The organism is Pseudomonas sp. VMV1 (genome assembly GCF_056790235.1).
Map to the genome: position 1 here is coordinate 362,972 of NZ_JBXGSE010000002.1, position 20,866 is coordinate 383,837.

At 64.3% G+C, this 20,866-nt stretch carries 19 protein-coding genes, 1 tRNA gene and 1 pseudogene; 15 read left to right on the top strand and 6 right to left on the bottom strand.

All coding sequences use genetic code 11. The features are described 5' to 3' along the window. Positions 1–61: 61 nt before the first annotated feature. Both ACUCV0_RS07200 and ACUCV0_RS07205 read left to right on the top strand, forming a co-directional pair. Positions 62–250 (top strand): annotated as a pseudogene (locus ACUCV0_RS07200) (HAMP domain-containing protein); the annotation flags it as partial. 42 nt (positions 251–292) lie between these two features. Beyond that, entirely contained in the window at positions 293–1,135 is an 843-nt protein-coding gene (locus ACUCV0_RS07205) for a methyl-accepting chemotaxis protein (RefSeq protein ID WP_482212586.1), read from the top strand. A 9-nt stretch (positions 1,136–1,144) separates the two neighbouring features. On the opposite strand, the gene ACUCV0_RS07210 is transcribed toward ACUCV0_RS07205, so the two are convergent. Genes ACUCV0_RS07210 through ACUCV0_RS07225 form a run of 4 tightly spaced genes read right to left on the bottom strand, consistent with a single transcriptional unit; the run spans position 1,145 to position 4,623 of the window. Beyond that, positions 1,145–1,882, bottom strand: coding sequence for a YciK family oxidoreductase (locus tag ACUCV0_RS07210; RefSeq protein ID WP_059315631.1), 738 nt, complete (start codon positions 1,880–1,882; stop codon positions 1,145–1,147). An 8-nt stretch (positions 1,883–1,890) separates the two neighbouring features. After that, complete coding sequence (gene mupP / locus ACUCV0_RS07215; RefSeq protein WP_160923419.1) at positions 1,891–2,562, bottom strand: N-acetylmuramic acid 6-phosphate phosphatase MupP; 672 nt, start codon at positions 2,560–2,562, stop codon at positions 1,891–1,893. 3 nt (positions 2,563–2,565) lie between these two features. Next, the gene (gene ubiG / locus ACUCV0_RS07220; protein WP_059315629.1) at positions 2,566–3,264 is read right to left on the bottom strand and encodes a bifunctional 2-polyprenyl-6-hydroxyphenol methylase/3-demethylubiquinol 3-O-methyltransferase UbiG; all 699 of its coding nucleotides are present in this window, start codon (positions 3,262–3,264) and stop codon (positions 2,566–2,568) included. A 33-nt stretch (positions 3,265–3,297) separates the two neighbouring features. Next, the gene (locus ACUCV0_RS07225) at positions 3,298–4,623 is read right to left on the bottom strand and encodes a TRZ/ATZ family hydrolase (protein WP_482212384.1); all 1,326 of its coding nucleotides are present in this window, start codon (positions 4,621–4,623) and stop codon (positions 3,298–3,300) included. Positions 4,624–4,741: 118 nt separating this feature from the next. Here ACUCV0_RS07225 and mtnA point away from each other — a divergent pair, with 118 nt between their 5' ends. From mtnA to pheA, 4 genes are all read left to right on the top strand, one after another. Then, on the top strand, positions 4,742–5,815 hold the full coding sequence (mtnA, locus tag ACUCV0_RS07230) for an S-methyl-5-thioribose-1-phosphate isomerase (protein ID WP_313649442.1): 1,074 nt from the start codon (positions 4,742–4,744) through the stop codon (positions 5,813–5,815). 233 nt (positions 5,816–6,048) lie between these two features. Beyond that, positions 6,049–8,880, top strand: coding sequence for a DNA gyrase subunit A (gyrA, locus tag ACUCV0_RS07235; RefSeq protein WP_059315626.1), 2,832 nt, complete (start codon positions 6,049–6,051; stop codon positions 8,878–8,880). Continuing rightward, positions 8,880–9,965, top strand: coding sequence for a 3-phosphoserine/phosphohydroxythreonine transaminase (serC, locus tag ACUCV0_RS07240; protein WP_313649441.1), 1,086 nt, complete (start codon positions 8,880–8,882; stop codon positions 9,963–9,965). The genes gyrA and serC overlap by 1 nt, the downstream gene beginning before the upstream one ends. 2 nt (positions 9,966–9,967) lie before the next feature. After that, entirely contained in the window at positions 9,968–11,062 is a 1,095-nt protein-coding gene (pheA, locus tag ACUCV0_RS07245; protein WP_482212385.1) for a prephenate dehydratase, read from the top strand. A gap of 24 nt (positions 11,063–11,086) precedes the next feature. On the opposite strand, the gene ACUCV0_RS07250 is transcribed toward pheA, so the two are convergent. Next, positions 11,087–11,563, bottom strand: coding sequence for a DUF4124 domain-containing protein (locus ACUCV0_RS07250; protein WP_313649440.1), 477 nt, complete (start codon positions 11,561–11,563; stop codon positions 11,087–11,089). Positions 11,564–11,851: 288 nt separating this feature from the next. Between ACUCV0_RS07250 and mgtE the strand changes: the two genes are divergently transcribed. Then, entirely contained in the window at positions 11,852–13,297 is a 1,446-nt protein-coding gene (gene mgtE, locus ACUCV0_RS07255; RefSeq protein ID WP_423815048.1) for a magnesium transporter, read from the top strand. Positions 13,298–13,348: 51 nt separating this feature from the next. Here the strand turns inward: mgtE and ACUCV0_RS07260 are convergent, their stop codons facing one another. Next, entirely contained in the window at positions 13,349–13,663 is a 315-nt protein-coding gene (locus ACUCV0_RS07260; RefSeq protein WP_007160462.1) for an Arc family DNA-binding protein, read from the bottom strand. Positions 13,664–13,924: 261 nt separating this feature from the next. Here ACUCV0_RS07260 and ACUCV0_RS07265 point away from each other — a divergent pair. The 8 genes from ACUCV0_RS07265 (at position 13,925) to ACUCV0_RS07300 (ending at position 20,832) form a co-directional block, all read left to right on the top strand. Further along, positions 13,925–14,001, top strand: a tRNA-Arg gene (locus ACUCV0_RS07265). A gap of 242 nt (positions 14,002–14,243) precedes the next feature. Then, on the top strand, positions 14,244–15,266 hold the full coding sequence (locus ACUCV0_RS07270; RefSeq protein ID WP_482212386.1) for a glycosyltransferase: 1,023 nt from the start codon (positions 14,244–14,246) through the stop codon (positions 15,264–15,266). Positions 15,267–15,313: 47 nt separating this feature from the next. Then, entirely contained in the window at positions 15,314–16,378 is a 1,065-nt protein-coding gene (locus ACUCV0_RS07275) for an FAD-dependent oxidoreductase (protein ID WP_434774621.1), read from the top strand. Then, positions 16,359–17,990, top strand: coding sequence for a hypothetical protein (locus ACUCV0_RS07280; protein WP_482212387.1), 1,632 nt, complete (start codon positions 16,359–16,361; stop codon positions 17,988–17,990). The genes ACUCV0_RS07275 and ACUCV0_RS07280 overlap by 20 nt, the downstream gene beginning before the upstream one ends. 5 nt (positions 17,991–17,995) lie before the next feature. After that, complete coding sequence (locus ACUCV0_RS07285) at positions 17,996–18,784, top strand: NAD-dependent epimerase/dehydratase family protein (protein ID WP_059316919.1); 789 nt, start codon at positions 17,996–17,998, stop codon at positions 18,782–18,784. Further along, on the top strand, positions 18,784–19,617 hold the full coding sequence (locus ACUCV0_RS07290; RefSeq protein ID WP_482212388.1) for a sugar phosphate isomerase/epimerase family protein: 834 nt from the start codon (positions 18,784–18,786) through the stop codon (positions 19,615–19,617). Before ACUCV0_RS07285 ends, ACUCV0_RS07290 begins: the two co-directional genes overlap by 1 nt. Next, on the top strand, positions 19,614–19,970 hold the full coding sequence (locus ACUCV0_RS07295; protein ID WP_007160456.1) for an SMR family transporter: 357 nt from the start codon (positions 19,614–19,616) through the stop codon (positions 19,968–19,970). Before ACUCV0_RS07290 ends, ACUCV0_RS07295 begins: the two co-directional genes overlap by 4 nt. Before the next feature lie 13 nt (positions 19,971–19,983). Further along, positions 19,984–20,832, top strand: coding sequence for a glycosyltransferase family 2 protein (locus ACUCV0_RS07300; protein ID WP_271655521.1), 849 nt, complete (start codon positions 19,984–19,986; stop codon positions 20,830–20,832). Positions 20,833–20,866: the final 34 nt, after the last annotated feature.

Below are 20,866 nucleotides of genomic sequence, written 5' to 3' on the forward strand. Positions count from 1 at the left end.
GACCGCCGTGCAGCGGGTCGATGCCCTCTATGGGCAACAGGAAGCCGAACTGCAGGCGATGATGACCAAGCGCCTGCTGACCATTGGCGGCGTCGCCCTGCTGGCGCTGGTGGTGGGCGCCCTGGCCGCGTTGATCATCACCCTGGCCATCGTCCGGCCGCTGCGCAAGGTGATCGCCGCCGCCGAACGCATTGCCCAGGGTCAGCTGGATGTCGAATTGATCGTGGATCGGGGTGACGAGATCGGCCAGTTGCAACGCTCCAGCGCGAGCATGGTGGCGGCGTTGCGCGGCATGGTGCTGCAGTTGCAGAACGGTATTGGCCGTCTGGGGCAGTCCGCTGCGGCCCTGGCCGAGCAGGCCCGCGACGCTCAGCAGGGGGTGACGCGCCAGCGGGAGGAAACCGACCAGGTGGCGGCCGCCATGGCCGAACTGGCGGCGACGGCCCAGGGGGTCGCCGCGGATGCCGAAGCCGCCGCTGGCGCTGGCAACCAGGCCGAGCGCCAGGTCAACGATGGCCAGGCAGTGATAGGTCGCAGCCTGGCTGGCATCGAGACCCTCGGGGTGGACGTCCAGGCCGCGGCTGAACGACTGCACAACGTCTCCCGTGACAGCCAGGCGATCAGCAGTGTGCTCGACGTGATCAAGGCAGTGGCCGAGCAGACCAACCTCCTGGCGCTCAACGCCGCCATCGAAGCGGCCCGGGCGGGTGACCAGGGGCGCGGTTTCGCCGTGGTGGCCGACGAGGTCCGGGCGCTGGCGCGCCGTACCCAGCAGTCGAGCATCGAGATCGAGCAGCTCATCGTGGTGTTGCAGAAGGGCAGTGGCGAAGCCGTCGAGCGGATGCAGCAGAGCGAGACCTTGCTGGCCGGGACCCTGGGCAGTGCGGGTGAGACCCGGCGCGCCTTTGCCGGTATCGCCACGGCGGTGGCCAGCATCCAGCAGAAGAATCAGCAGATCGCCGCGGCCGCGGTGCAGCAGAGCGGGGTGGCCGAAGAGGTGGCGGTCAACGTGACGCGCATTCGCGACGGCGCCGATCAGTCCAGCCAGGCGATGGCGGCGACGGCCTCGGCCAGCCGGGAGCTGGCCGACCTGGGCGACGAACTCTCACGGCTGGTGCAGCGCTTCCACGTCTGACCGAATCCGCTATTGGGCGTTGAGCGCCTGGCCGGTGGTGCCCTGGCTGGCCGGGCCGAGCAGATAGAGGTAGACCGGCAGGATGGCTTCCGGCGCGGGCACCCGGGCAGGGTCCTCGTCCGGATAGGCCGCCGCGCGCATGGCGGTACGGGTGCCGCCGGGATTGACGCTGTTGACCCGGATACCAGCATCCGCGAGCTCCTCGGCCCAGACCTGCATCAGGCCTTCGGTGGCGAACTTGGACACCGAATAGGCTCCCCAGCCGGCACGCCCCTTGCGACCGACACTGCTGGACGTGAAGATCACCGAGGCCTGGTCCGCAGCCTTGAGCAGCGGTAGCAGTGCCTGGGTCAGGGCGAAGCCGGCCTGGACGTTGACCTGCAGCACCTGGGCCAGGGCTGGCGCAGGCGTCTCTTCCAGCAAGACTCGCGGGCCCAGCAGTCCGGCGTTGTGGACCAGGCCATCCAGGCGCCCATGGCGCTGCTGCAGTCGTGCTGCCAACGCGGCATAGGCGGCCGCATCGGCTTGTTCGAGATCCAGCACCAGCGTCTCGGCCGCCTGGCCACCACTGGCCTGGATCTCGTCACGTACCTGATCCAGCGCTGCCGTATCGCGGCCTTGGAGAATCACCCGGGCGCCCAGGGCGGCACAGCCGCGGGCCAGGGCGGCGCCTATGCCGCGATTGGCGCCGGTGATCAGGATGACGCGGTCTTTCAATAGCTCGGCGGGAGCCTGGTAGTCGAACATCTGAACCTCTAGCAGCCGCACAGCGCGCGGTCGAGCAGGGCGCGCAGTTCCAGCGGGTGGTCGATGATGGCGTCGGCGCCCCAGTGCTCGGGGTGGTCGTCCGGGTGGATGTAACCGTAGCGAGCCGCCACTGTCTTGCTGCCGGCCGCACGACCGGACTCGATGTCGCGCAGATCGTCACCGATGAACAGTGCGGTTTGGGGGTCGATGTCCAGTTGCCGGCAGGCCAGCAGGACCATCTCCGGGTCCGGCTTGCTGCGCGCGACGTGATCGGGGCAGATCAGGCAGGCCGAACGGTCGGCCAGGCCCAGGCGCTGCATGATGGGTTCGGCGAAGCGCACCGGCTTGTTGGTCACCACGCCCCAGCGCAGTCGGGCAGCGTCCAGGTCGCGCAGGATCTCGTCCATGCCCTCGAACAGCCGGGTGTGGTCCGCACAATGCTCCTGGTAGCGTTCGAGAAACTCCAGGCGCAGGGGCTCGAGCTCGGCGCCCAGGGGGTCGACCTCGAAGCCGGCCAGGATCATGGCCTTGGCGCCACCGGAGATGACGCCACGCAGGCGGGGCTCGTCAGCGGGCGCAAGGCCTCTGTCCTGGCGCATGGCCTGGAGGATGGCGATGAAGTCCGGCGCCGTGTCCAGCAGGGTACCGTCCATGTCGAAGAGGACCGCTTGCAGACGCATGGCCTAGTCCTCGCGCTGGGTGCGCACCATATAGTTCACCGTCACGTCGCCTTCCAGTTTGTATCTCTTGGTCAGCGGGTTGTAGGTGAGGCCGATGACGTCGCGCAGGTTGAGGCCGGCGGCGCGCGCCCAGGCACCCAGTTCCGAGGGGCGGATGAACTTGCGGAAATCGTGGGTACCGCGTGGCAGCAGGCGCAGCACGTACTCGGCGCCGACGATGGCGAAGAGATAGGCCTTGGGATTGCGGTTTATGGTGGAGAAGAACACCTGGCCGCCCGGCTTCACCAGGTCGTGGCAGGCCTTGATCACCGAGGAGGGATCCGGCACGTGTTCGAGCATTTCCAGGCAGGTCACGATGTCATAGGTGCCCGCATGCTTGCGCGCGTGGTCCTCGGTGGTCTCCTGGATGTATTCCACCGGCACGCCGGACTCCAGCTGGTGCAGGCGCGCCACCGCCAGGGGCGCCTCGGCCATGTCGATGCCGGTCACCTGGGCGCCGCGCTGGGCCATGGCCTCGCTGAGAATGCCGCCACCGCAACCCACGTCCAGCACTTTCTTCCCGGCCAGACCGGCGTGCTGATCGATCCAGTTGACGCGCAGCGGATTGATGTCGTGCAGCGGCTTGAATTCGCTTTCGCGATCCCACCAGCGGTAGGCGAGGGCCTCGAACTTGGCGATCTCGGCGTTATCGACATTGGACATGGTGTTCTCCAGAGGCAAGGGAGGCGGGGCGCATCAGGCGCCCTGCTGGATACGGGTGGCCCACTGCTGCGCATTGGCTATGAGTTCGGCCTCGTCCAGGCGCACGAGTTCGCTCTGGCGCAGCAGCGGCACGCCGCCGACCCAGACGTCGCTGACGCGGTCCCGGCCGGTGGCATAGATGAGTTGGGAAACGGGGTCGTAGAGCGGCTGCTGGGCAAGGCCGCTGAGGTCGACGGCGGTCAGGTCGGCGGCCTTGCCGACTTCCAGCGAACCCAGGCAGCGATCGAGACCCAGGGCGCGGGCGCCGTTCAGGGTGGCCATGCGCAGGGCGCGATGGGCGTCCAGGGCCGTGGCCGAGCCGGCGACAGCCTTGGCCAGCAGGGCCGCGGTGCGGGTCTCGCCAAGCAGGTCGAGATCGTTGTTGCTGGCCGCGCCGTCGGTGCCGATGGCGACGTTGACGCCGGCCTGCCACAGGCGCTCCACCGGGCAGAAGCCGCTGGCCAGCTTGAGGTTGGACTCGGGGCTGTGGATGACGTGGCTGTTGGTTTCAACCAGGTTTTCCAGATCCTCGTCGTCCACCTGGGTCATGTGCACGGCCTGGAAACGCGGACCGAGCAAGCCTAGGCGCCGCAGCCGGCTGAGCGGCCGCTCGCCGGTCTGCTCCAGCGCCTGCTCCACCTCGAAGGCGGTCTCGTGCACGTGCATCTGGATCGGCGCCTGCAGCTGCTCGGCCAGCACCAGGATCTCTTCGAGCTTGGAGTCGGCCACGGTATAGGGCGCATGGGGACCGAAGGCCACGCTGATGCGCTCGTGCAGCTTCATGTCGTCGAACAGCTCCAGGCCACGACGGATCATGTCGTCCGCCGTGCGGGCGCCGGGAATCGGGAAGTCGAGGATCGGCAGGCAGACCTGGGCGCGTACCCCGGTGCGATGGATCGCCTCGCAGGCCACCTGGGGATAGAAGTACATGTCCGAGAAGCAGGTGATGCCGCCCCGGATCTGCTCGGCGATGGCCAGGGTGGTGCCGTCGCGGACGAAGTCCTCGTCGACCCAGCGGCCTTCGGCGGGCCAGATGTGATCCTGCAGCCAGGTCTGCAGCGGCAGGTCGTCGGCCATGCCGCGAAACAGCGTCATGGCGGCGTGGCCGTGGGCATTGATCAGGCCAGGGATCAGTACCTTGCCCGGCAGCTCCAGGGTCTCCTCCGCCGGCTGGCGCAGGGCCTCGGCGCGCGGGGCGAGCAGGGCGATGCAGCCGTTGCGCACGCCAAGGGCGTAATCGCGCAGGACCACCCCGGCCGGCTCCACCGGCACGATCCAGCTGGGGAGCAACAAGAGGTCCAGGGGCGCGGGGGTCGGCATCTGCGGCGGTTCCAAGAGGGGCGAGCCGGCAGTATAGCGGTCCTTGCGGGGCTACCGCTAAATCCGCGCGCGGATGCCGGTATACTGGCGGGCTACAGATTCAGGTCGAGGAGAGATCATGCGAGAGCGTCTGCTGGCGGCGGAAAAGATCAAGGCGATCGAATGGCGGGACGGTGCCCTGCACCTGCTCGACCAGCGCCTGTTGCCGCTGCGCGAACACTGGGTCGCCTGTCACAGCGCCGCCGAGGTGGCCCAGGCCATCCGTGACATGCTGGTGCGCGGCGCGCCGGCCATCGGTATCAGTGCCGCCTATGGGGTGGTGCTGGGCGCCCGCCAACGCGCCGCGGCGGGTGAGGACTGGCAAGAGACCCTCACGGCCGATTTCGAGCTGCTGGCGGCGTCGCGGCCCACCGCGGTCAATCTGTTCTGGGCGCTCAACCGGATGCGCGAGCGCCTGACCCGTACGGCCGGCGAGGGGGCCCTGGCGGCGCTGGAAGCCGAGGCGGTGGCCATCCACCTGAGCGATCGCGAAGCCAACCTGACCATGGCCCAACTGGGTGTCGAGCTGATTCGCAAGCATGACGCCAGCAAGCAGACCTTCCTGACCCACTGCAATACTGGTGCCCTGGCCACCGGCGGCTTCGGCACCGCCCTGGGCGTGCTGCGCGCGGCGCACCTGGACGGCCTGGTGGAGTGCGTGCATGCCGACGAAACCCGACCCTGGCTGCAGGGCTCGCGACTGACCGCCTGGGAGTTGGCCGGGGAGGGGATCCCGGTCAGCCTCAATGTCGATGCTGCCGCTGCGCACCTGATGAAGACGCGCAACGTCGCCTGGGTGATCGTCGGCGCTGATCGCATCACCGCCAACGGCGACGTGGCCAACAAGATCGGCACCTACAACCTGGCGGTGATCGCCATGCACCATGGGGTGCGCTTCATGGTGGTGGCGCCCAGCTCCACCATCGACATGAATCTGGCCTCGGGCGACGACATCCCTATCGAGGAGCGCGCCGGTCACGAGCTGCTGGAAGCCGGTGGCCAACGGATCGCCGCCGAGGTCGACGCCTTCAATCCGGTGTTCGACGTGACCCCGGCCGACCTCATCGATGCCATCGTCACCGAGCGGGGCGTGGTGGAGCGGCCGGACGCCAAGAAGATGGCCGAGCTGATGAATCGGCGGCGCCTGCATTGAGGCGATCGTGAGGGGCGGATACATCCCTGAATGTGTTAGAATTTCGCTCTTTGCACAGGCTTTGTTCGAAAGCCCTCGGCAGGCGGTGATGCAGTGCTGAAAACCGGTCGGAGCGCCTTTTGCGCCGCCGGTGACAGACGCCGCCAGACGGGCTTTCGCCTCTCCTATATCAGGCTCGGCCGACGTGCGGACGAGCCTTAGCGATTTTCAGATCAGAAGGAACCAGGCTTCTCATGGGTGAACTGGCCAAAGAAATCCTCCCGGTCAATATCGAAGACGAACTGCGGCAGTCGTATCTCGACTACGCGATGAGCGTCATCGTCGGCCGGGCCCTGCCGGATGTGCGCGACGGTCTCAAGCCGGTGCACCGGCGCGTGCTCTACGCCATGAGCGAACTGGGCAACGACTGGAACAAGCCGTACAAGAAATCCGCCCGTGTGGTGGGTGACGTCATCGGTAAATACCACCCCCACGGCGACACGGCCGTCTACGACACCATCGTGCGGATGGCGCAGCCGTTCTCGCTGCGCTACATGCTGGTGGACGGTCAGGGCAACTTTGGTTCGGTGGACGGCGACAACGCCGCGGCCATGCGCTACACCGAAGTGCGGATGTCCAAGCTGGCCCACGAGCTCTTGGCCGACCTGGACAAGGAAACCGTCGACTGGGTGCCCAACTACGACGGCACCGAGCAGATCCCCGCGGTGATGCCCACGCGCATCCCCAACCTGCTGGTCAACGGTTCCAGCGGTATCGCGGTCGGCATGGCCACCAACATCCCGCCGCACAACCTGGGCGAGGTGATCGATGGCTGCCTGGCGCTGATCGAGAACAGTGAGCTGACCGTCGATGACCTGATGCAGTACATCCCCGGTCCGGACTTCCCGACTGCGGGCATCATCAATGGTCGTGCCGGCATCATCGAGGCCTACCGTACCGGTCGGGGCCGCATCTATGTGCGGGCCCGCGCCGAAGTCGAGGACATCGACAAGAGCGCCAATCGCCAGCAGATCGTCATCACCGAGCTGCCCTACCAGCTCAACAAGGCGCGGCTGATCGAGAAGATCGCCGAGCTGGTGAAGGACAAGAAGATCGAAGGCATCACCGAGCTGCGCGACGAGTCCGACAAGGACGGCATGCGCGTGGTCATCGAGTTGCGTCGCGGTGAAACCCCCGAGGTGGTGCTCAACAACCTCTATGCCCAGACCCAGCTGCAGACGGTGTTCGGCATCAACGTGGTGGCCCTGCTCGACGGCCAGCCACGCACCCTGAATCTCAAGGAACTGCTGGAAGCCTTCATTCGCCACCGTCGCGAAGTGGTGACCCGGCGGACCGTCTACGAACTGCGCAAGGCGCGTGAGCGTGGCCATATTCTTGAAGGCCAGGCGGTTGCCCTGTCCAACATCGATCCGGTCATCGAGCTGATCAAGAGCTCGCCGACCCCGGCGGAAGCCAAGGAGCGTTTGATCGCCACGCCCTGGGAATCCAGTGCGGTACGCGAGATGGTCGAGCGCGCCGGTGCCGATTCCTGCCGCCCGGACGAGCTGCCCGAGCAGTACGGTCTGCACGAGGGCAAGTATCACCTCTCGCCCGAACAGGCCCAGGCGATCCTCGACCTGCGTCTGCACCGCCTGACCGGCCTGGAGCACGAAAAGCTCATCGCCGAGTACCAGGAGATCCTGCTGCAGATCGGCGAGCTGATCCGCATCCTGACCAATCCCGAGCGGCTGATGGAAGTCATCCGCGAAGAGCTGGAAAAGGTCAAGGCGGAGTTCGGCGACAAGCGTCGCACCGAAATCGTCGCCTCCCATGTGGACCTGACCATCGCCGACCTCATCACCGAGGAAGACCGCGTCGTCACCATTTCCCATGGCGGCTACGCCAAGTCCCAGCCGCTGCACGCCTATCAGGCCCAGCGCCGTGGTGGTCGTGGCCGCTCGGCCTCGGCGGTCAAGGATGAGGACTACATCGAACACCTGCTGGTCGCCAACAGCCATACCACCCTGCTGCTGTTCTCCAGCCTGGGCAAGGTCTACTGGAAGCGTACCTACGAGATTCCGGAAGCCTCCCGCGCCGCCCGGGGTCGTCCGCTGGTCAACCTCCTGCCGCTGGCCGAAGGTGAGCGCATCACCGCCATGCTGCCGGTCGATCTGGAAGCCGTGCGCCAGCAGGCGCCCGCCGGTGACGAGGACCTGGGCGAGCAGGACGACAACCTCGACATCGAAGACGCCGTGCTGGTGGAGGACGACGTCGAGAGCGAAGGCGAAGAGGGCGAGGTCATCGATGCCGGCGAAGACGAAGCCACCGGTGCCTACATCTTCATGGCCACCCGCAACGGTACCGTGAAGAAGACCCCGCTGGTGCAGTTCAGCCGTCCGCGCAGCAATGGCCTGATCGCGCTGAAGCTGGAGGAGGGCGACAGCCTGATCGCCGCCGCCATCACCGATGGTGCCCGCGAAGTCATGCTGTTCTCCGACGGTGGCAAGGTCATCCGCTTCAAGGAGCGCCATGTGCGCACCATGGGCCGTACCGCCCGCGGTGTACGTGGCATGCGCCTGGCCGAGAGCCAGCGCCTGATCTCCATGCTGATCCCCGAGCCGGGCGCCGAGATCCTCACCGCCAGCCTCAACGGCTTCGGCAAGCGTACCGCCATGGCCGAGTACCCACAGCGCGGTCGGGGTGGCCAGGGCGTGATCGCCATGGTCATCAACGAGCGTAACGGTCCCCTGATCGGTGCCATCCAGGTGCTGGACGGCGAGGAGATCATGCTGATCTCCGACCAGGGCACCCTGGTACGGACCCCGGTGGAGGGCATCTCCCGGACCGGCCGGAACACCCAAGGCGTTACCCTGATCAAGCTCGGCAAAGGCGAGAAGCTGGTAGGCCTGGAGCGGGTGCAGGAGCCTTCGGTGGACGACGAGCTGCTGGATCACGAAGCCGAACTGGACGACGAGCTGCTCGACAAGGAGCTGCCGGTCGACAGTCACGAGCCGGATCAGGACGATGTACTGCCCGGTGCCAGCGACGTGCCGAGCGATGACCTTCCCAACGAGGATGACGAGTGATGAGCAAGCGTGCCTACAACTTCTGCGCCGGCCCGGCGGCCCTGCCTGAAGCTGTGTTGCGCCAGGCCCAGGCCGATCTGCTGGATTGGCAGGGCCGTGGCCTGTCGGTCATGGAGATGAGTCACCGCGGTGAGGACTTCACCGCCATCTCGAGCCAGGCCGAGGCCGACCTGCGCGAGTTGCTGGGCGTGCCCAGCAACTACAAGGTGCTGTTCCTGCAGGGCGGTGCCAGTCTGCAATTCGCCCAGCTGGCGATGAACCTGATGCCCGAAGGCGGCACCGCCGACTACATCGACACCGGCATCTGGTCGCGCAAGGCCATCGAGCAGGCGCAGCACTACGGCACCGTCAACGTCGCCGCCAGTGCCAAGGGCTACGACTACTTCGCCATTCCCGGGCAGAACGAATGGCAGCTGTCCAAGGACGCGGCCTACGTCCACTACACGCCCAACGAGACCATCGGCGGCCTGGAGTTCGACTGGATTCCGGAGGTCGGCGACGTGCCCCTGGTGGCGGATGCCTCTTCCGATATCCTCTCGCGCCCGCTGGATGTCTCGCGCTTCGGCCTGATCTACGCCGGTGCCCAGAAGAACATCGGGCCCAGCGGCCTGGTGGTCGTCATCGTTCGCGAAGACCTGCTCGGTCGCGCCCGCGCCGCCTGCCCGACGCTGCTCGACTACAAGGTCGAGGCCGACAACGGCTCCATGTACAACACCCCGGCCACCTTCTCCTGGTACCTGTCCGGGCTGGTGTTCAAGTGGCTCAAGGAGCAGGGCGGCCTGCCCGCCATGGAGCGCCTGAATCGCGAGAAGAAGGACCTGTTGTACGGCTTCATCGACAACAGCGATTTCTACAGCAACCCCATCGCCAAGAACGACCGCTCCTGGATGAACGTGCCCTTCCGCCTGGCTGACGAGCGTCTGGACAAGGCCTTCCTCACGGGCGCCGAAGAGCGCGGCCTGCTGTATCTGCAGGGGCACCGCTCGGTGGGTGGCATGCGCGCCTCCATCTACAATGCCGTCACCCTGGAAGCCGTCCAGGCGCTGGTGACCTATCTGGCCGAATTCGAGAAGGAGCACGGCTGATCATGTCGGAACACGAGCTCAAGGCCCTGCGCCTGCGCATCGACAGTCTGGACGAACGCATCCAGGAGCTGATCAGCGAACGCGCCCGCTGCGCCCAGGACGTGGCGCGGGTCAAGATGAAGACGCTGGCGGAGGGCGAGAAGCCCGTGTTCTATCGGCCCGAGCGCGAGGCCCAGGTCCTCAAGCGGGTGATGGAGCGTAACGGCGGTCCGGTCCGTGACGAGGACATGGCGCGGTTGTTTCGCGAGATCATGTCCTGCTGCCTGGCCCTGGAAGAGCCGCTGCACGTGGCCTACCTTGGCCCGGAGGGCACCTTCTCCCAGGCCGCGGCGCTCAAGCACTTCGGCAAGGCCGTGGTGACACGGCCCATGGCGGCCATCGACGAAGTCTTCCGCGAGGTCGCCGCCGGTGCCTCCAACTTCGGCGTGGTGCCGGTGGAGAACTCCACCGAGGGCGCGGTCAACCACACCCTGGACAGTTTTCTCGAGCACAACCTGTCCATCTGCGGCGAGGTGGAGCTGCGCATCCACCACCACCTGCTGATCAGCGAGAACACCAAGCCCGACAGCATCACCCGCATCTATTCCCACGCCCAATCCCTGGCCCAGTGCCGCAAGTGGCTGGACTCCTACTACCCGAGCGTCGAGCGGGTGGCGGTGGCCAGCAATGCCGAGGCGGCGCGGCGGGTGAAGGGGGAGTGGAACAGCGCGGCCATCGCCGGTGACATGGCGGCCTCGCTCTATGGCCTGACCCCCGTGCAGCAGAAGATCGAGGACCGCCCGGACAACTCCACGCGCTTCCTCATCATCGGCAACCAGGACGTGCCGCCCAGTGGCGACGACAAGACCTCCATCATCGTCTCCATGCAGAACAAGCCCGGTGCCCTGCACGAGTTGCTGCTGCCGTTCCATGCCAACAACATCGATCTCAGCCGGATCGAGACGCGGCCGTCGCGCAGTGGCAAGTGGACCTACGTCTTCTTCATCGACTTCCTCGGTCACCAGGCCGATCCGCTGATCCGCGACGTCCTGGAGCGGCTGTCCACGGGCGCCGTGGCACTCAAGGTCCTCGGCTCCTACCCCCGCGCCGTGCTCTGACGCGGCCCTGGCCAACTGCGTGCGTCAGCGTCGACGCACGCAGCCGTGCTGGTCAAAGGTCACCAGGCGCGAGCGTTCCTTGCCTCGGCGCGCCTCGTAGTGATAGCGGGTCAGGGTATCCAGTTGGGAAATCCGCTGCGGCTGCCCCAGGGCGTTCTCCACGTCCGCCCGGCTCATGCCGACCTTCACCTGCCCCCGGATGATCGCCTGGCGCTTTTCGCTGCTAGTGAGCAAGTCGCCGCAACCATCCGTTTTGGCCGCCACCACGGTCGGCACACGCACGACAGCTTTGGGTTGGGAGGCTTTCGGCTTCGCCATCAGCCTGGGTTTGGCGCCGCCCGGAAGAGCATTGTCGGCGCGCTGCAGGCTGCCATCGCTGCCCGAGGGGCACCCGCTGGCGGAAAAGGTGAGGTGGCCAGTGGCATCTTCGCAGCGATATACCGTGGCCGATTGCGCGGTGGTGCAGCCCAGTAGCAGACCGAGCGCGAGCAGCTTCTTCATGAGACGTCCTCCTTGACGTAGGCACTCAAGCTTAGCGAAGTAAGGGTCGGTGGACGAGAGCCGAAAGGGTGGCCCTGATGCCCTGCCAAAGCCCTTGCAAATAGCTGTTTTGAAAACCTTTTGCGTTCGCACCTGCAACCGGTCCGGTGTATCATCCCCGCCGTCAGCCCCGCCGGGGCAGTGGTCATCCCCCTTATGGACTTACCCAGTCAACACTCAATCGCCTTTTTCGTCCCGTTGTTGAGATAGGGTTCGTCGGTGCGCTCCGCCGGCGGGCCGGAGTGCGCTATGACCGTAGTGAACGAAGCAGAAATCAGAAAGCCCCACGAGACGCTGCAAGAGCGGCTCGCCCAGGTCGTCGAGTTGCTGGAGCGCTACGACCTTGCCGTCGAGGCCCGTGAAGGTCAGGACCGCGGCCCCGTATCCCCCGCCGATATCCCCCAGGAAGGCCTCGAAGAGCTGCGTGCCCGGCTGGACGAGCTGCACCCGGCCGACGTGGCCTTCATCCTGGAAGCCCTGCCGCAAGAAGACCGTCTGACCGTCTGGGGTCTGGTCAAGACCGAGCGCGACGGTGAAATCCTGCTCGAGGTCTCGGATGCTGTCCGGGAGACACTGATCGCCGACATGGATGATCAGGAAATTCTCGCGGTCGCCGGTCAGCTCGATGCCGACGAGCTCGCCGATCTCGCACCGGATCTGCCGCGCGACGTCGTTCACGAGCTCATGGACGCCCTCGACGCCCAGCAGCGCGAGCGGGTGCGTTCCGCCCTGTCCTATGAAGAGGACCAGGTCGGCGCGCTGATGGACTTCGAGATGGTGACCATCCGCGATGATGTTGCTCTGGAAGTGGTGTTGCGCTACCTGCGCCGCCTCAAAGAGCTTCCCGACCATACCGACAAGCTGTTCGTCGTCGATAACGACAGCATCCTCAAGGGCGTGTTGCCGATCAAGCGGCTGCTGGTCAACGATCCGGAAAAGCTCGTGGTCGAGGTCATGGCCAAGGAGGCGGTGGCCTTCCATCCGGACGGCGATGCCTATGACGCCGCCCAGGCGTTCGAGCGTTACAACCTGGTTTCCGCGCCCGTGGTGGACAAGAGCGGCAGGCTGATCGGGCGTCTCACCATCGATGAAATGGTCGACCTGATTCGTGAGGAAAGCGAAAGCGAAGTCCTCAACATGGCTGGTCTGCGTGAAGACGAAGACGTCTTCGCCTCGGTGTGGAAATCGGTAGGCAACCGCTGGACCTGGCTGGCCACCAACCTCATCACTGCCTTCATCGCCTCGCGTGTCATCGGCCTGTTCGAGGACTCGATCGAAAAGTTGGTGGCACTGGCCGCGCTCATGCCCATCGTGGCAGGCATCGGTGGCAACTCCGGCAATCAGGCCATCACGATGATCGTGAGGGCCATGGCCCTGGGACAGATCAGCGTCACCAGTACTACCCGGTTGTTGCGCAAGGAAATGGGCGTCGCCCTGTGCAACGGCGTCATCTGGGGTGGGGTGATAGGGCTGGTAGCCTTCTATCTCTACAGCAGCTGGTCGCTGGGCCTGGTAATGATGGGCGCCATGACCCTTAATCTACTGCTGGCTGCTTTCATGGGCGTGCTCATTCCCATGACCTTGCAGCGTTTCGGTCGCGACCCTGCGATGGGGTCGAGCGTACTGATCACCGCCGTGACCGACAGTGGCGGCTTCTTCATCTTCTTGGGGCTTGCCACCCTGTTCCTGATGTAGGGCAGGGCGGGCTGCAGCAGGCTGCTCGGACGCAGGGCAGCCTGGACGCCGTCAGGAAGCGGCGTCGATGTCGTGGGCGATCAGCGAGATCAAGGCGTTTTGCTGTCGGCCTGACAGTTGACGAAAACGCTGCAGCAATTCCCGCTCGCTGGCGGTGATCTCCGGGCTATCCAGGCGTAAACCAGGTTCGTCGCCAAGGGCGCCCTCTTGCTGCAGGCTCTGCTCTAGGCGCGCGATGATTTCGGAGTTCATGCTGCGATGATGGTTGCGGGCCACATCTGCAATGCGCTCTCGCATGCCCTCGGGCAGACGCACGACGAATTTATCAGCGGTACGGCTTGAGTAGGATCTAATGGCCTGGGTCATTGAGGTACTTCATCTGGAGTCAAATATCAGTGAAGGCATAAGCCCTCGTCTCGTTCCGCTAGCACTCACGGCACCTTGGACTCTGTAACGACCTGTCCCTAGGTATCAATTTTTATTGACGTCAATTTACCGACGTACCACCTAAATTGCAAAGCCGCTGAAGAACTTCCTGTGCCCGCCGGTCCCAACCCATCGTTCTGGCCGATGCGAACCGAAACATGACAAACCTTCTGCTGCTCGTTACCATGAGCGCCCTTTCCTGTCCCAGTAGCTCAATTGGATAGAGCATCCCCCTCCTAAGGGGAAGGTTGGTGGTTCGACCCCACTCTGGGACACCAGATTCCTTTCTAGTCCTTTCCTCGCTGTCCGACTCTCCAAGTGCCTTTGCCGAACCGTTACAGCAGTTTCGGAGGATAGGGCAAAAACAGCGACCTTGTTCGACTTCCAGGCTCTCCAGATAGCGATTTGTGGCTGTGATCACAGCCTAGCGCAGCGGAACAAAACCCGCTGAATTTATCTGTACTCTCCGATGGCTAACCGTCTGCATTGCAAGAATCTGGAACGCCTCTGGAGGTTCGTCATGGCCTTTTATCCCGTCCTACTTTCAGTCGTGTTCGTCGTTCGTAACCAGGCGACCGAGTTGCAGGACACCTTGGAGCGCGCTGCCACTGTCATCGGTCCTTTGGTGAGTGACTACGAACTTATCATCGTCGACAACGCCTCCTCTGATGACAGCGTAGCTCGATTAAAGCAACTGACCAGTGTCAGTGGACTGCCCAACCTCCAGGTATATGCCCTGACCAAGGAAGTGGACTCCGACACTGCTGCCTGGGTAGGCCTGGAAAACGCCTTGGGAGACTTCGCGGTCGTCATAGATCCGGAGACCGACGACATCGCCTTCCTGCCCGATATGTTGCAGCAGGCCGCAGGTGGGGTCGATGTGGTATTTGCCAACAACCAGCAGAAAGTTCGGCAAACATTCTCCTACAGTCTCTGCTCCCGAGGCTTCAACAGTCTTTACAAGCAATTCAATGGAGTCGACCTGGCCAAGGACGCTCCCCAATACCGGATGCTCAGCAAGAAGGTCATCAACTATATCCTGCGGCATCCGGCGCCGGCGCTGACCTATCGCCATCTGCCAGCCACGGCAGGCTTCTCGCGTATCAATCTCGAATACAGCATGCCGCCGCGCAGCACCAAGCCCAAGCGACTGTCCGGTAGTTTCGATCGCGGGGCACGGTTGCTGGTGTCCTCCACCCGCAAACCCATGCGCATGGTCAGTTTCCTGTCCATCATGGGCGCACTGTCCAATCTGCTCTATTCCCTCTATGTGATAGCGATCGGTTTGTTCAAGGATGATGTAGCGCCTGGTTGGGTGACGATTTCATTACAGCAATCCGGCATGTTCTTTCTCATATCGCTGGTACTGCTGGTGCTCGGCGAATATGTCCTGCAGTTGACCCATCGAGTCAATGAAGGCCCGCTCTATCACGTCGCTCAAGAATTCACGAGTGCAGTGATGACCCGGCGTGACAAGCTCAATGTCGAAGTGGTGCAGGGCGGCAATGCCGCAAGACCGGCAACTCAATCCGGCATGGCCTGACGATCATGAGAGATGCGATCGTCATTGGCGGTGGTTTTTATGGGGCCATGACCGCCCTGTATCTGATGCGCACGCGAGGCTTTGCGAAAGTCACTCTGATCGAGCGAGAGGAGGGGCTGTTGAAACGTGCCTCTTACAACAATCAGGCGCGTGTTCATAACGGTTACCACTATCCCCGTAGTTTCGTCACGGCCTTTCGCAGTCGGGTCAATCTGCCGCGCTTCCTGCGCGACTACCCTGATGTGGTGGTGCGAGATTTCACCAAGTTGTATGCCATCGCCCGCAACAACTCCAAGGTCACGGCAAAGCAGTTCGAGCGCTTTTGTCAGGGCATCGAAGCCTCCCTCGAGCCGGCGCCCAAGGAGTTGACCCGGCTGTTCGACGACAGGTTGATCGAGTCGGTGTATCTCACCGAGGAATACGCCTTCAATTCCGCGGTATTGGCGGACGAAGTGAGTCGTGAACTCGATGCCGCTGGGGTCGAGTTGCGCTTCAAGAGCCGTGTTACGGCGATCCGTGCCGACACGGGTGGCCTAGGCGTCGAGGTGGTGAACGACGCTGGCGGGCAGGAAGACCTGCACTGCCGCTATCTCTTCAACTGCACCTACAGTGGCCTCAATCAATACGGCGGCGATTTCCCGGGTACCACTACACGCCTGCGCCACGAGATCACCGAGATGGCCCTGGTGGAAATGCCGCCCGAGCTGCGCGATCTCGGCGTGACGGTCATGGACGGTCCGTTCTTTTCCATGATGCCCTTTCCCGCTCGCGGACTGCATACCCTGTCTCACGTGCGCTATACGCCGCACCTAAACTGGGAAGACGCCAACGGCACCGATCCCTATGCACTGCTCGACGACTATGACCGTGCCTCGCGCGCGGACTGGATGGTGCGCGATGTAGCCCGCTACATGTCGGCCGCGGCGCGGGTGGAATACCGGGACTCGCTGTTCGAGGTAAAGACCATCCTGATGAAGAACGAAGGGGACGACGGTCGTCCCATCCTGTTCGAGCAACATTCCCAATTGCCCGGTTGCTATTCGATGCTGGGTGGCAAGATCGACAACATTTTCGATGCCCTGGAGCGCCTCGATGCTGAACCCTTCCACTGAAGCGTCACCCAGGGGGGTGTCCGGCGTCGCCGGCTTCATCAGCGTTCTGATCTTTTCCGTCATCAACTTCTTTCTGTTCGGCAAGGGCGTCATTCTCGATCCCTTCCACCAGGGGGAGTATTTCGCCACCCTGCCGACCCTCTTGCACAGCCAGCCGGGCGCCCACGCCTTCACCATCCACGGTGGCCTGGACTTCATCCCGGTATGGCTGGCGCAAAGCTGGTTCGGTGCCCAACACACCTTCCTGGTGACCCAGATCCTCTATGGGCTGTGCAATACCGGAGCGGCGCTTCTGCTGTGGGGAACGGCGGTGCTGCTGTGCCCGCTACCCAGGGGCCGTGCCCGGCTGATCCTGCTGGTCGCCGTCGGCGCCCTGGCGACCCAGGTCGTGGGCTATCGCGATCTCTTCCTGCTGCTGTCGCTGTTCCTGTTCTGCCTGCACCGCAAGGTGACGAGCACACCGCAGCGCCTGATCTGCGAGGTGCTGTTGGGGCTGGCGGCAGGCTTCAATGTGTTCTGGTCCTATGACCGTGGCATCGCCGGCGTCCTGGCGATCGGCTTGGCGGTAGTACTCGCCTTGTTGCTGCAACGGCGGCATCTGCTATCGATCTTGACTTTCGTGGCTACCGTTGGCTGGCTTGGCTTTGGTACCGATTTCTTCGCGCTGACCGACTACGTCAAGAACCTGACCTTCCTGCTGGAAACCTCGTCCCAATGGGGCTACGGCCTTACTGCAAGGCCCCTTGCCCTGAGTCTGCTGCTGGCGGTGCCTACGGCCCTGGCAGGCTTTGCGTTGATCCGCTGCCTACCCTGGCCGTGGCGCTGGAGCGAGGACCTGCCACTGATCGGGGCCCTGGCCGTGCTGCTCGCCATCTTTTTCAAGATCGGGGTCAACCGGGCGGACTTCCAGCACATCCAGATGGGTTTCTGGGTGCCCTTGCTGAGCCTGCTATATGCCGCCCGGCGTCACCGCCTGGCCCGCAACGGCGGCTGGGATCTCTCAGCGTATCCCCGGGCAGCAGCGGTCGCTGTTGCCGCCGCCGTATTGCTCGGCCTGGTCGGGCTCAATCCCTCGCCATTCTTCGCGGTGCTGCTGGCGGGTGCGCTGCTGGCGTTCAGCCGTCGGCTGCTGCTGCCGGCGCTGGCAGCGCTGCTGGTGCTGCTGGCCGGGTTCAACCTCTACAAGTCGCCGGTCGAGCGGGTGTGGGCCCAGGGACTCGCCTGGGTGCCGGAACTGGCTGCCTTGCCGGATGACGCCGCGCTGGCGACGCCCGGGGTGCAGTGGGCCTCGCGCCGTCTGCTGGAAAGTGGTGCCCGCTGCGTCTTCGACCTGGCCAACAACGGGGTCATCAATGGCGTCACCGACCTGCCGGCCTGCACCAAGTACATCTATCCCGTCTATGCCACGCCGCCCTACGAAGCGGACCTGATCAGCGACCTGCAACACGCCGATCCGCCAGCCGTGGTGTATTCCACGACCTTCTGGTCGTTCAACCTGAACAACCTTTCCATGCACGACAAGTTTCCACGGCTCAAGGCCTACCTGGACGAGCGCTATCCCGTCGAGGAGTGCCAGCCGGATTATTGCCTGAGATTCAAGACCAAGGGGTGAGCAACATGAAGACCGATGCATTGATAGGGTACAGCGGCTTCGTGGGGTCGACACTGCTCAAGCAGAAGGCCTTCGGTGCGCTGTTTCGCTCGACCAACATCGAGCAGATTGGCGATCAGCCCTATGGGCAAGTGATCTGTGCCGGTGCCCCGGCGCAGAAGTGGATCGCCAATCGCGATCCAGAGGCGGATCGGCAGAAGATCGAGGGGCTGATCGGTCATCTGTCACGGATCCAGTGCGATTCCTTCGTGCTGATCAGCACCGTGGATGTCTTCAAGCAGCCGCTCGGGGTGGATGAAACCACCGTGGTGGACGAGGAAGGACTCCACGCCTATGGCGCCAATCGCTATCGGCTGGAGCAATTCGTCCGCGAGCATTTTCCCAAGGCGCTGATCGTCCGCCTGCCCGGCCTGGTCGGCCCGGGGCTGCGCAAGAACGTGATCTACGACCTGCTCAACGACAACAACCTGCACGCGGTGGAAAGTCGCGGGGTCTTCCAGTTCTATCCGATGGTCAATCTCGGTTATGACATCCAGACCGCCCAGGCAGCCGGCCTGGAGCTGGTGCACCTGACCGCCGAGCCCATCAGCGTGGCGGACATCGCCAGCCAGGGCTTCGGCCGCGACTTCGGCAATACGCTGGAGGGCACGCCTGCGCGCTACGATTTCCGCAGTGTGCACGCCGAGGTCTTCGGCGGCCGGGATGGCTATCAGTACAGCGCGCGCGACACCTTGCTCGCGGTACGGGCCTATGCGCAGTCGGAACCTCCGGTCATCAAGGCGGAGGGCCAGTGATGCGCATCGCCATTTCCAATATCGCCTGGGATCCTGCCGACGACGCCATGGTCGCCGAGATCCTGCAGCAGCACCGGGTGGACGCCATCGATATCGCCCCCGGCAAGTATTTCGCCGATCCCAAGACGGCGACCGCCCAGGACATCCAGCGGGTACGCCAGGAATGGCAGGCCCGGGGTATCGAGATCACCGGCATGCAGGCGCTGTTGTTCGGCACCACGGGACTCAACGTCTTTGGTAGCGACGACGTCCAGCGTGCGCTGCTGGCCCAGCTGGAGGGTGTCTGCCGGGTCGCCGAAGGCCTGGGGGCGACGCGTCTGGTGTTCGGCTCGCCGCGCAACCGGGATCGCACCGGACTGAGCGACGAGGAGGCTCTGGCACAGGCGCGTGACTTCTTCCGACGTCTGGGCGATGTGGCTGCGGCCCGTAGCGTCCAGATCTGCCTGGAGCCGAATCCGCCGCGCTATGGCGCCAATTTCATGATCGACAGCGATTCCACGGCCGCCGTGGTGCGGGCGGTGGACCACCCGGCGATCCTCATGCAACTCGATACCGGTGCCCTGACCATCAACGAGGAAGATGCCGCGCGCGTGCTCGAAGAGCATGCCGAGCTGATCGGCCACGTCCACGCGAGCGAGCCGGATCTGGTGACCCTGGGGGAGGGCTGCACCAACCACGAAGGTATCGCCTTCGCCCTGACCCGGCGTCTGCCGGAGCAGGTGGTCAGCATCGAGATGCTGCCGGCGAAGCAGGGCTCCAACCTGGCGGCGCTGGAGCGTGGCGTCCAGACTGCGATCCGGGCCTATCGTGATCTGCCGGAGGTCGCGGCATGAAGTGGCTGATCCTGATCCTGGGCATCGCCTCCAATGCTTCGGCGAGCGTGCTGGTAAAGCTCGCCATGCTGCCGCCGCGGCGTTTTCCCAGCCTGAGCGATCCCATGGGTGCCCTGGCCAACTGGCCGTTCTGGCTTGGCCTTTTCATGTATGGGCTGGCTTTCCTGCTTTACGCCGCCGCGCTGGCCAAGCTGCCGCTGAACGTGGCGCACCCGGTACTCACCGCCGGGGCCATCGCCAGCGTCGCCCTGCTGTCGGTGGTGATCTTTCGCGAAGCCTTTCCCTGGACCACGGCGGCAGGCATCGTCCTGATCATCGCCGGTGTCGCCCTCATCACGGCCCGTGTCGGTTGAATCTGGAGGACCTATGACTACTGCAATTCCCGCCACCGAGCGTGCCCTCTGGCAGGTACCCAGCTATTCGACGACCTTCTGGAATGGTCGCAGCCGTCCGCATTGCGTGGTGATTCCGGTCATCAACGAAGGCGAGCGGATCCTCAATCTTCTGCGGCGCATGGCGGCGGTGAAGATCGCCGACATCGCCGATGTCATCATCGTCGACGGTGGCAGCACCGATGGCTCGCTGGAGCCGCAACGGTTGCAGGAACTGGGCGTCCGCGGGCTGCTGGTCAAGACCGCGCCAGGCAAGCTCAGCGCCCAGCTGCGCTGCGCCTATGCCTTCGTGCTCGATGAGGGTTATACCGGCATCGTGACCATCGACGGCAACGACAAGGATGATCCCGATGCCATCCCGCGCTTCATCGAGGCCATCGAGCAGGGCTACGACTTCGTCCAGGCCTCGCGCTTTCTGGCCGGTGGCGTGGCCGAGAACACGCCCAAGTCCCGCGACTTCGCCATCCGCTTCATCCACGCGCCCATGCTGAGCCTGGCGTCCGGCTTTCACTGGACCGATACCACCCAGGGTTTCCGCGCCTACAGCCGGGCCATGCTGCTGGATCCGCGTGTCGCGCCGTTCCGCGATGAGTTCAGCACCTACGAGTTGTTGGCCTATCTTTCCTATCGGGTACCCAAATTGGGTTATCGCTGCGTGGAACTCCCTACCGTGCGGCGCTATCCGAAGGGCGAGGTACCCACCAAGATCAGCAGCGTCAGAGGTAATCTGTCGGTGCTGCAGGTACTGATGAAGGCCTGTGCAGGCCACTACAACCCACGCCTGGGCGCGGATGCCCAGCTGGCAGCGCAACGACGAAGCTGATCCCGTCGCGCTTGCCTGATGTGCAAGAGACGAT

What these genes read in the sequence shown, in the direction of transcription:
- ACUCV0_RS07205 (WP_482212586.1), top strand. Translation starts at nt 293, where the DNA reads ATGGTGCTGCAGTTGCAGAACGGTATTGGCCGTCTGGGGCAGTCCGCT.
- ACUCV0_RS07210 (WP_059315631.1), bottom strand. Translation starts at nt 1,882, where the DNA reads ATGTTCGACTACCAGGCTCCCGCCGAGCTATTGAAAGACCGCGTCATC.
- mupP (WP_160923419.1), bottom strand. Translation starts at nt 2,562, where the DNA reads ATGCGTCTGCAAGCGGTCCTCTTCGACATGGACGGTACCCTGCTGGAC.
- ubiG (WP_059315629.1), bottom strand. Translation starts at nt 3,264, where the DNA reads ATGTCCAATGTCGATAACGCCGAGATCGCCAAGTTCGAGGCCCTCGCC.
- ACUCV0_RS07225 (WP_482212384.1), bottom strand. Translation starts at nt 4,623, where the DNA reads ATGCCGACCCCCGCGCCCCTGGACCTCTTGTTGCTCCCCAGCTGGATC.
- mtnA (WP_313649442.1), top strand. Translation starts at nt 4,742, where the DNA reads ATGCGAGAGCGTCTGCTGGCGGCGGAAAAGATCAAGGCGATCGAATGG.
- gyrA (WP_059315626.1), top strand. Translation starts at nt 6,049, where the DNA reads ATGGGTGAACTGGCCAAAGAAATCCTCCCGGTCAATATCGAAGACGAA.
- serC (WP_313649441.1), top strand. Translation starts at nt 8,880, where the DNA reads ATGAGCAAGCGTGCCTACAACTTCTGCGCCGGCCCGGCGGCCCTGCCT.
- pheA (WP_482212385.1), top strand. Translation starts at nt 9,968, where the DNA reads ATGTCGGAACACGAGCTCAAGGCCCTGCGCCTGCGCATCGACAGTCTG.
- ACUCV0_RS07250 (WP_313649440.1), bottom strand. Translation starts at nt 11,563, where the DNA reads ATGAAGAAGCTGCTCGCGCTCGGTCTGCTACTGGGCTGCACCACCGCG.
- mgtE (WP_423815048.1), top strand. Translation starts at nt 11,852, where the DNA reads ATGACCGTAGTGAACGAAGCAGAAATCAGAAAGCCCCACGAGACGCTG.
- ACUCV0_RS07260 (WP_007160462.1), bottom strand. Translation starts at nt 13,663, where the DNA reads ATGACCCAGGCCATTAGATCCTACTCAAGCCGTACCGCTGATAAATTC.
- ACUCV0_RS07270 (WP_482212386.1), top strand. Translation starts at nt 14,244, where the DNA reads ATGGCCTTTTATCCCGTCCTACTTTCAGTCGTGTTCGTCGTTCGTAAC.
- ACUCV0_RS07275 (WP_434774621.1), top strand. Translation starts at nt 15,314, where the DNA reads ATGACCGCCCTGTATCTGATGCGCACGCGAGGCTTTGCGAAAGTCACT.
- ACUCV0_RS07280 (WP_482212387.1), top strand. Translation starts at nt 16,359, where the DNA reads ATGCTGAACCCTTCCACTGAAGCGTCACCCAGGGGGGTGTCCGGCGTC.
- ACUCV0_RS07285 (WP_059316919.1), top strand. Translation starts at nt 17,996, where the DNA reads ATGAAGACCGATGCATTGATAGGGTACAGCGGCTTCGTGGGGTCGACA.
- ACUCV0_RS07290 (WP_482212388.1), top strand. Translation starts at nt 18,784, where the DNA reads ATGCGCATCGCCATTTCCAATATCGCCTGGGATCCTGCCGACGACGCC.
- ACUCV0_RS07295 (WP_007160456.1), top strand. Translation starts at nt 19,614, where the DNA reads ATGAAGTGGCTGATCCTGATCCTGGGCATCGCCTCCAATGCTTCGGCG.
- ACUCV0_RS07300 (WP_271655521.1), top strand. Translation starts at nt 19,984, where the DNA reads ATGACTACTGCAATTCCCGCCACCGAGCGTGCCCTCTGGCAGGTACCC.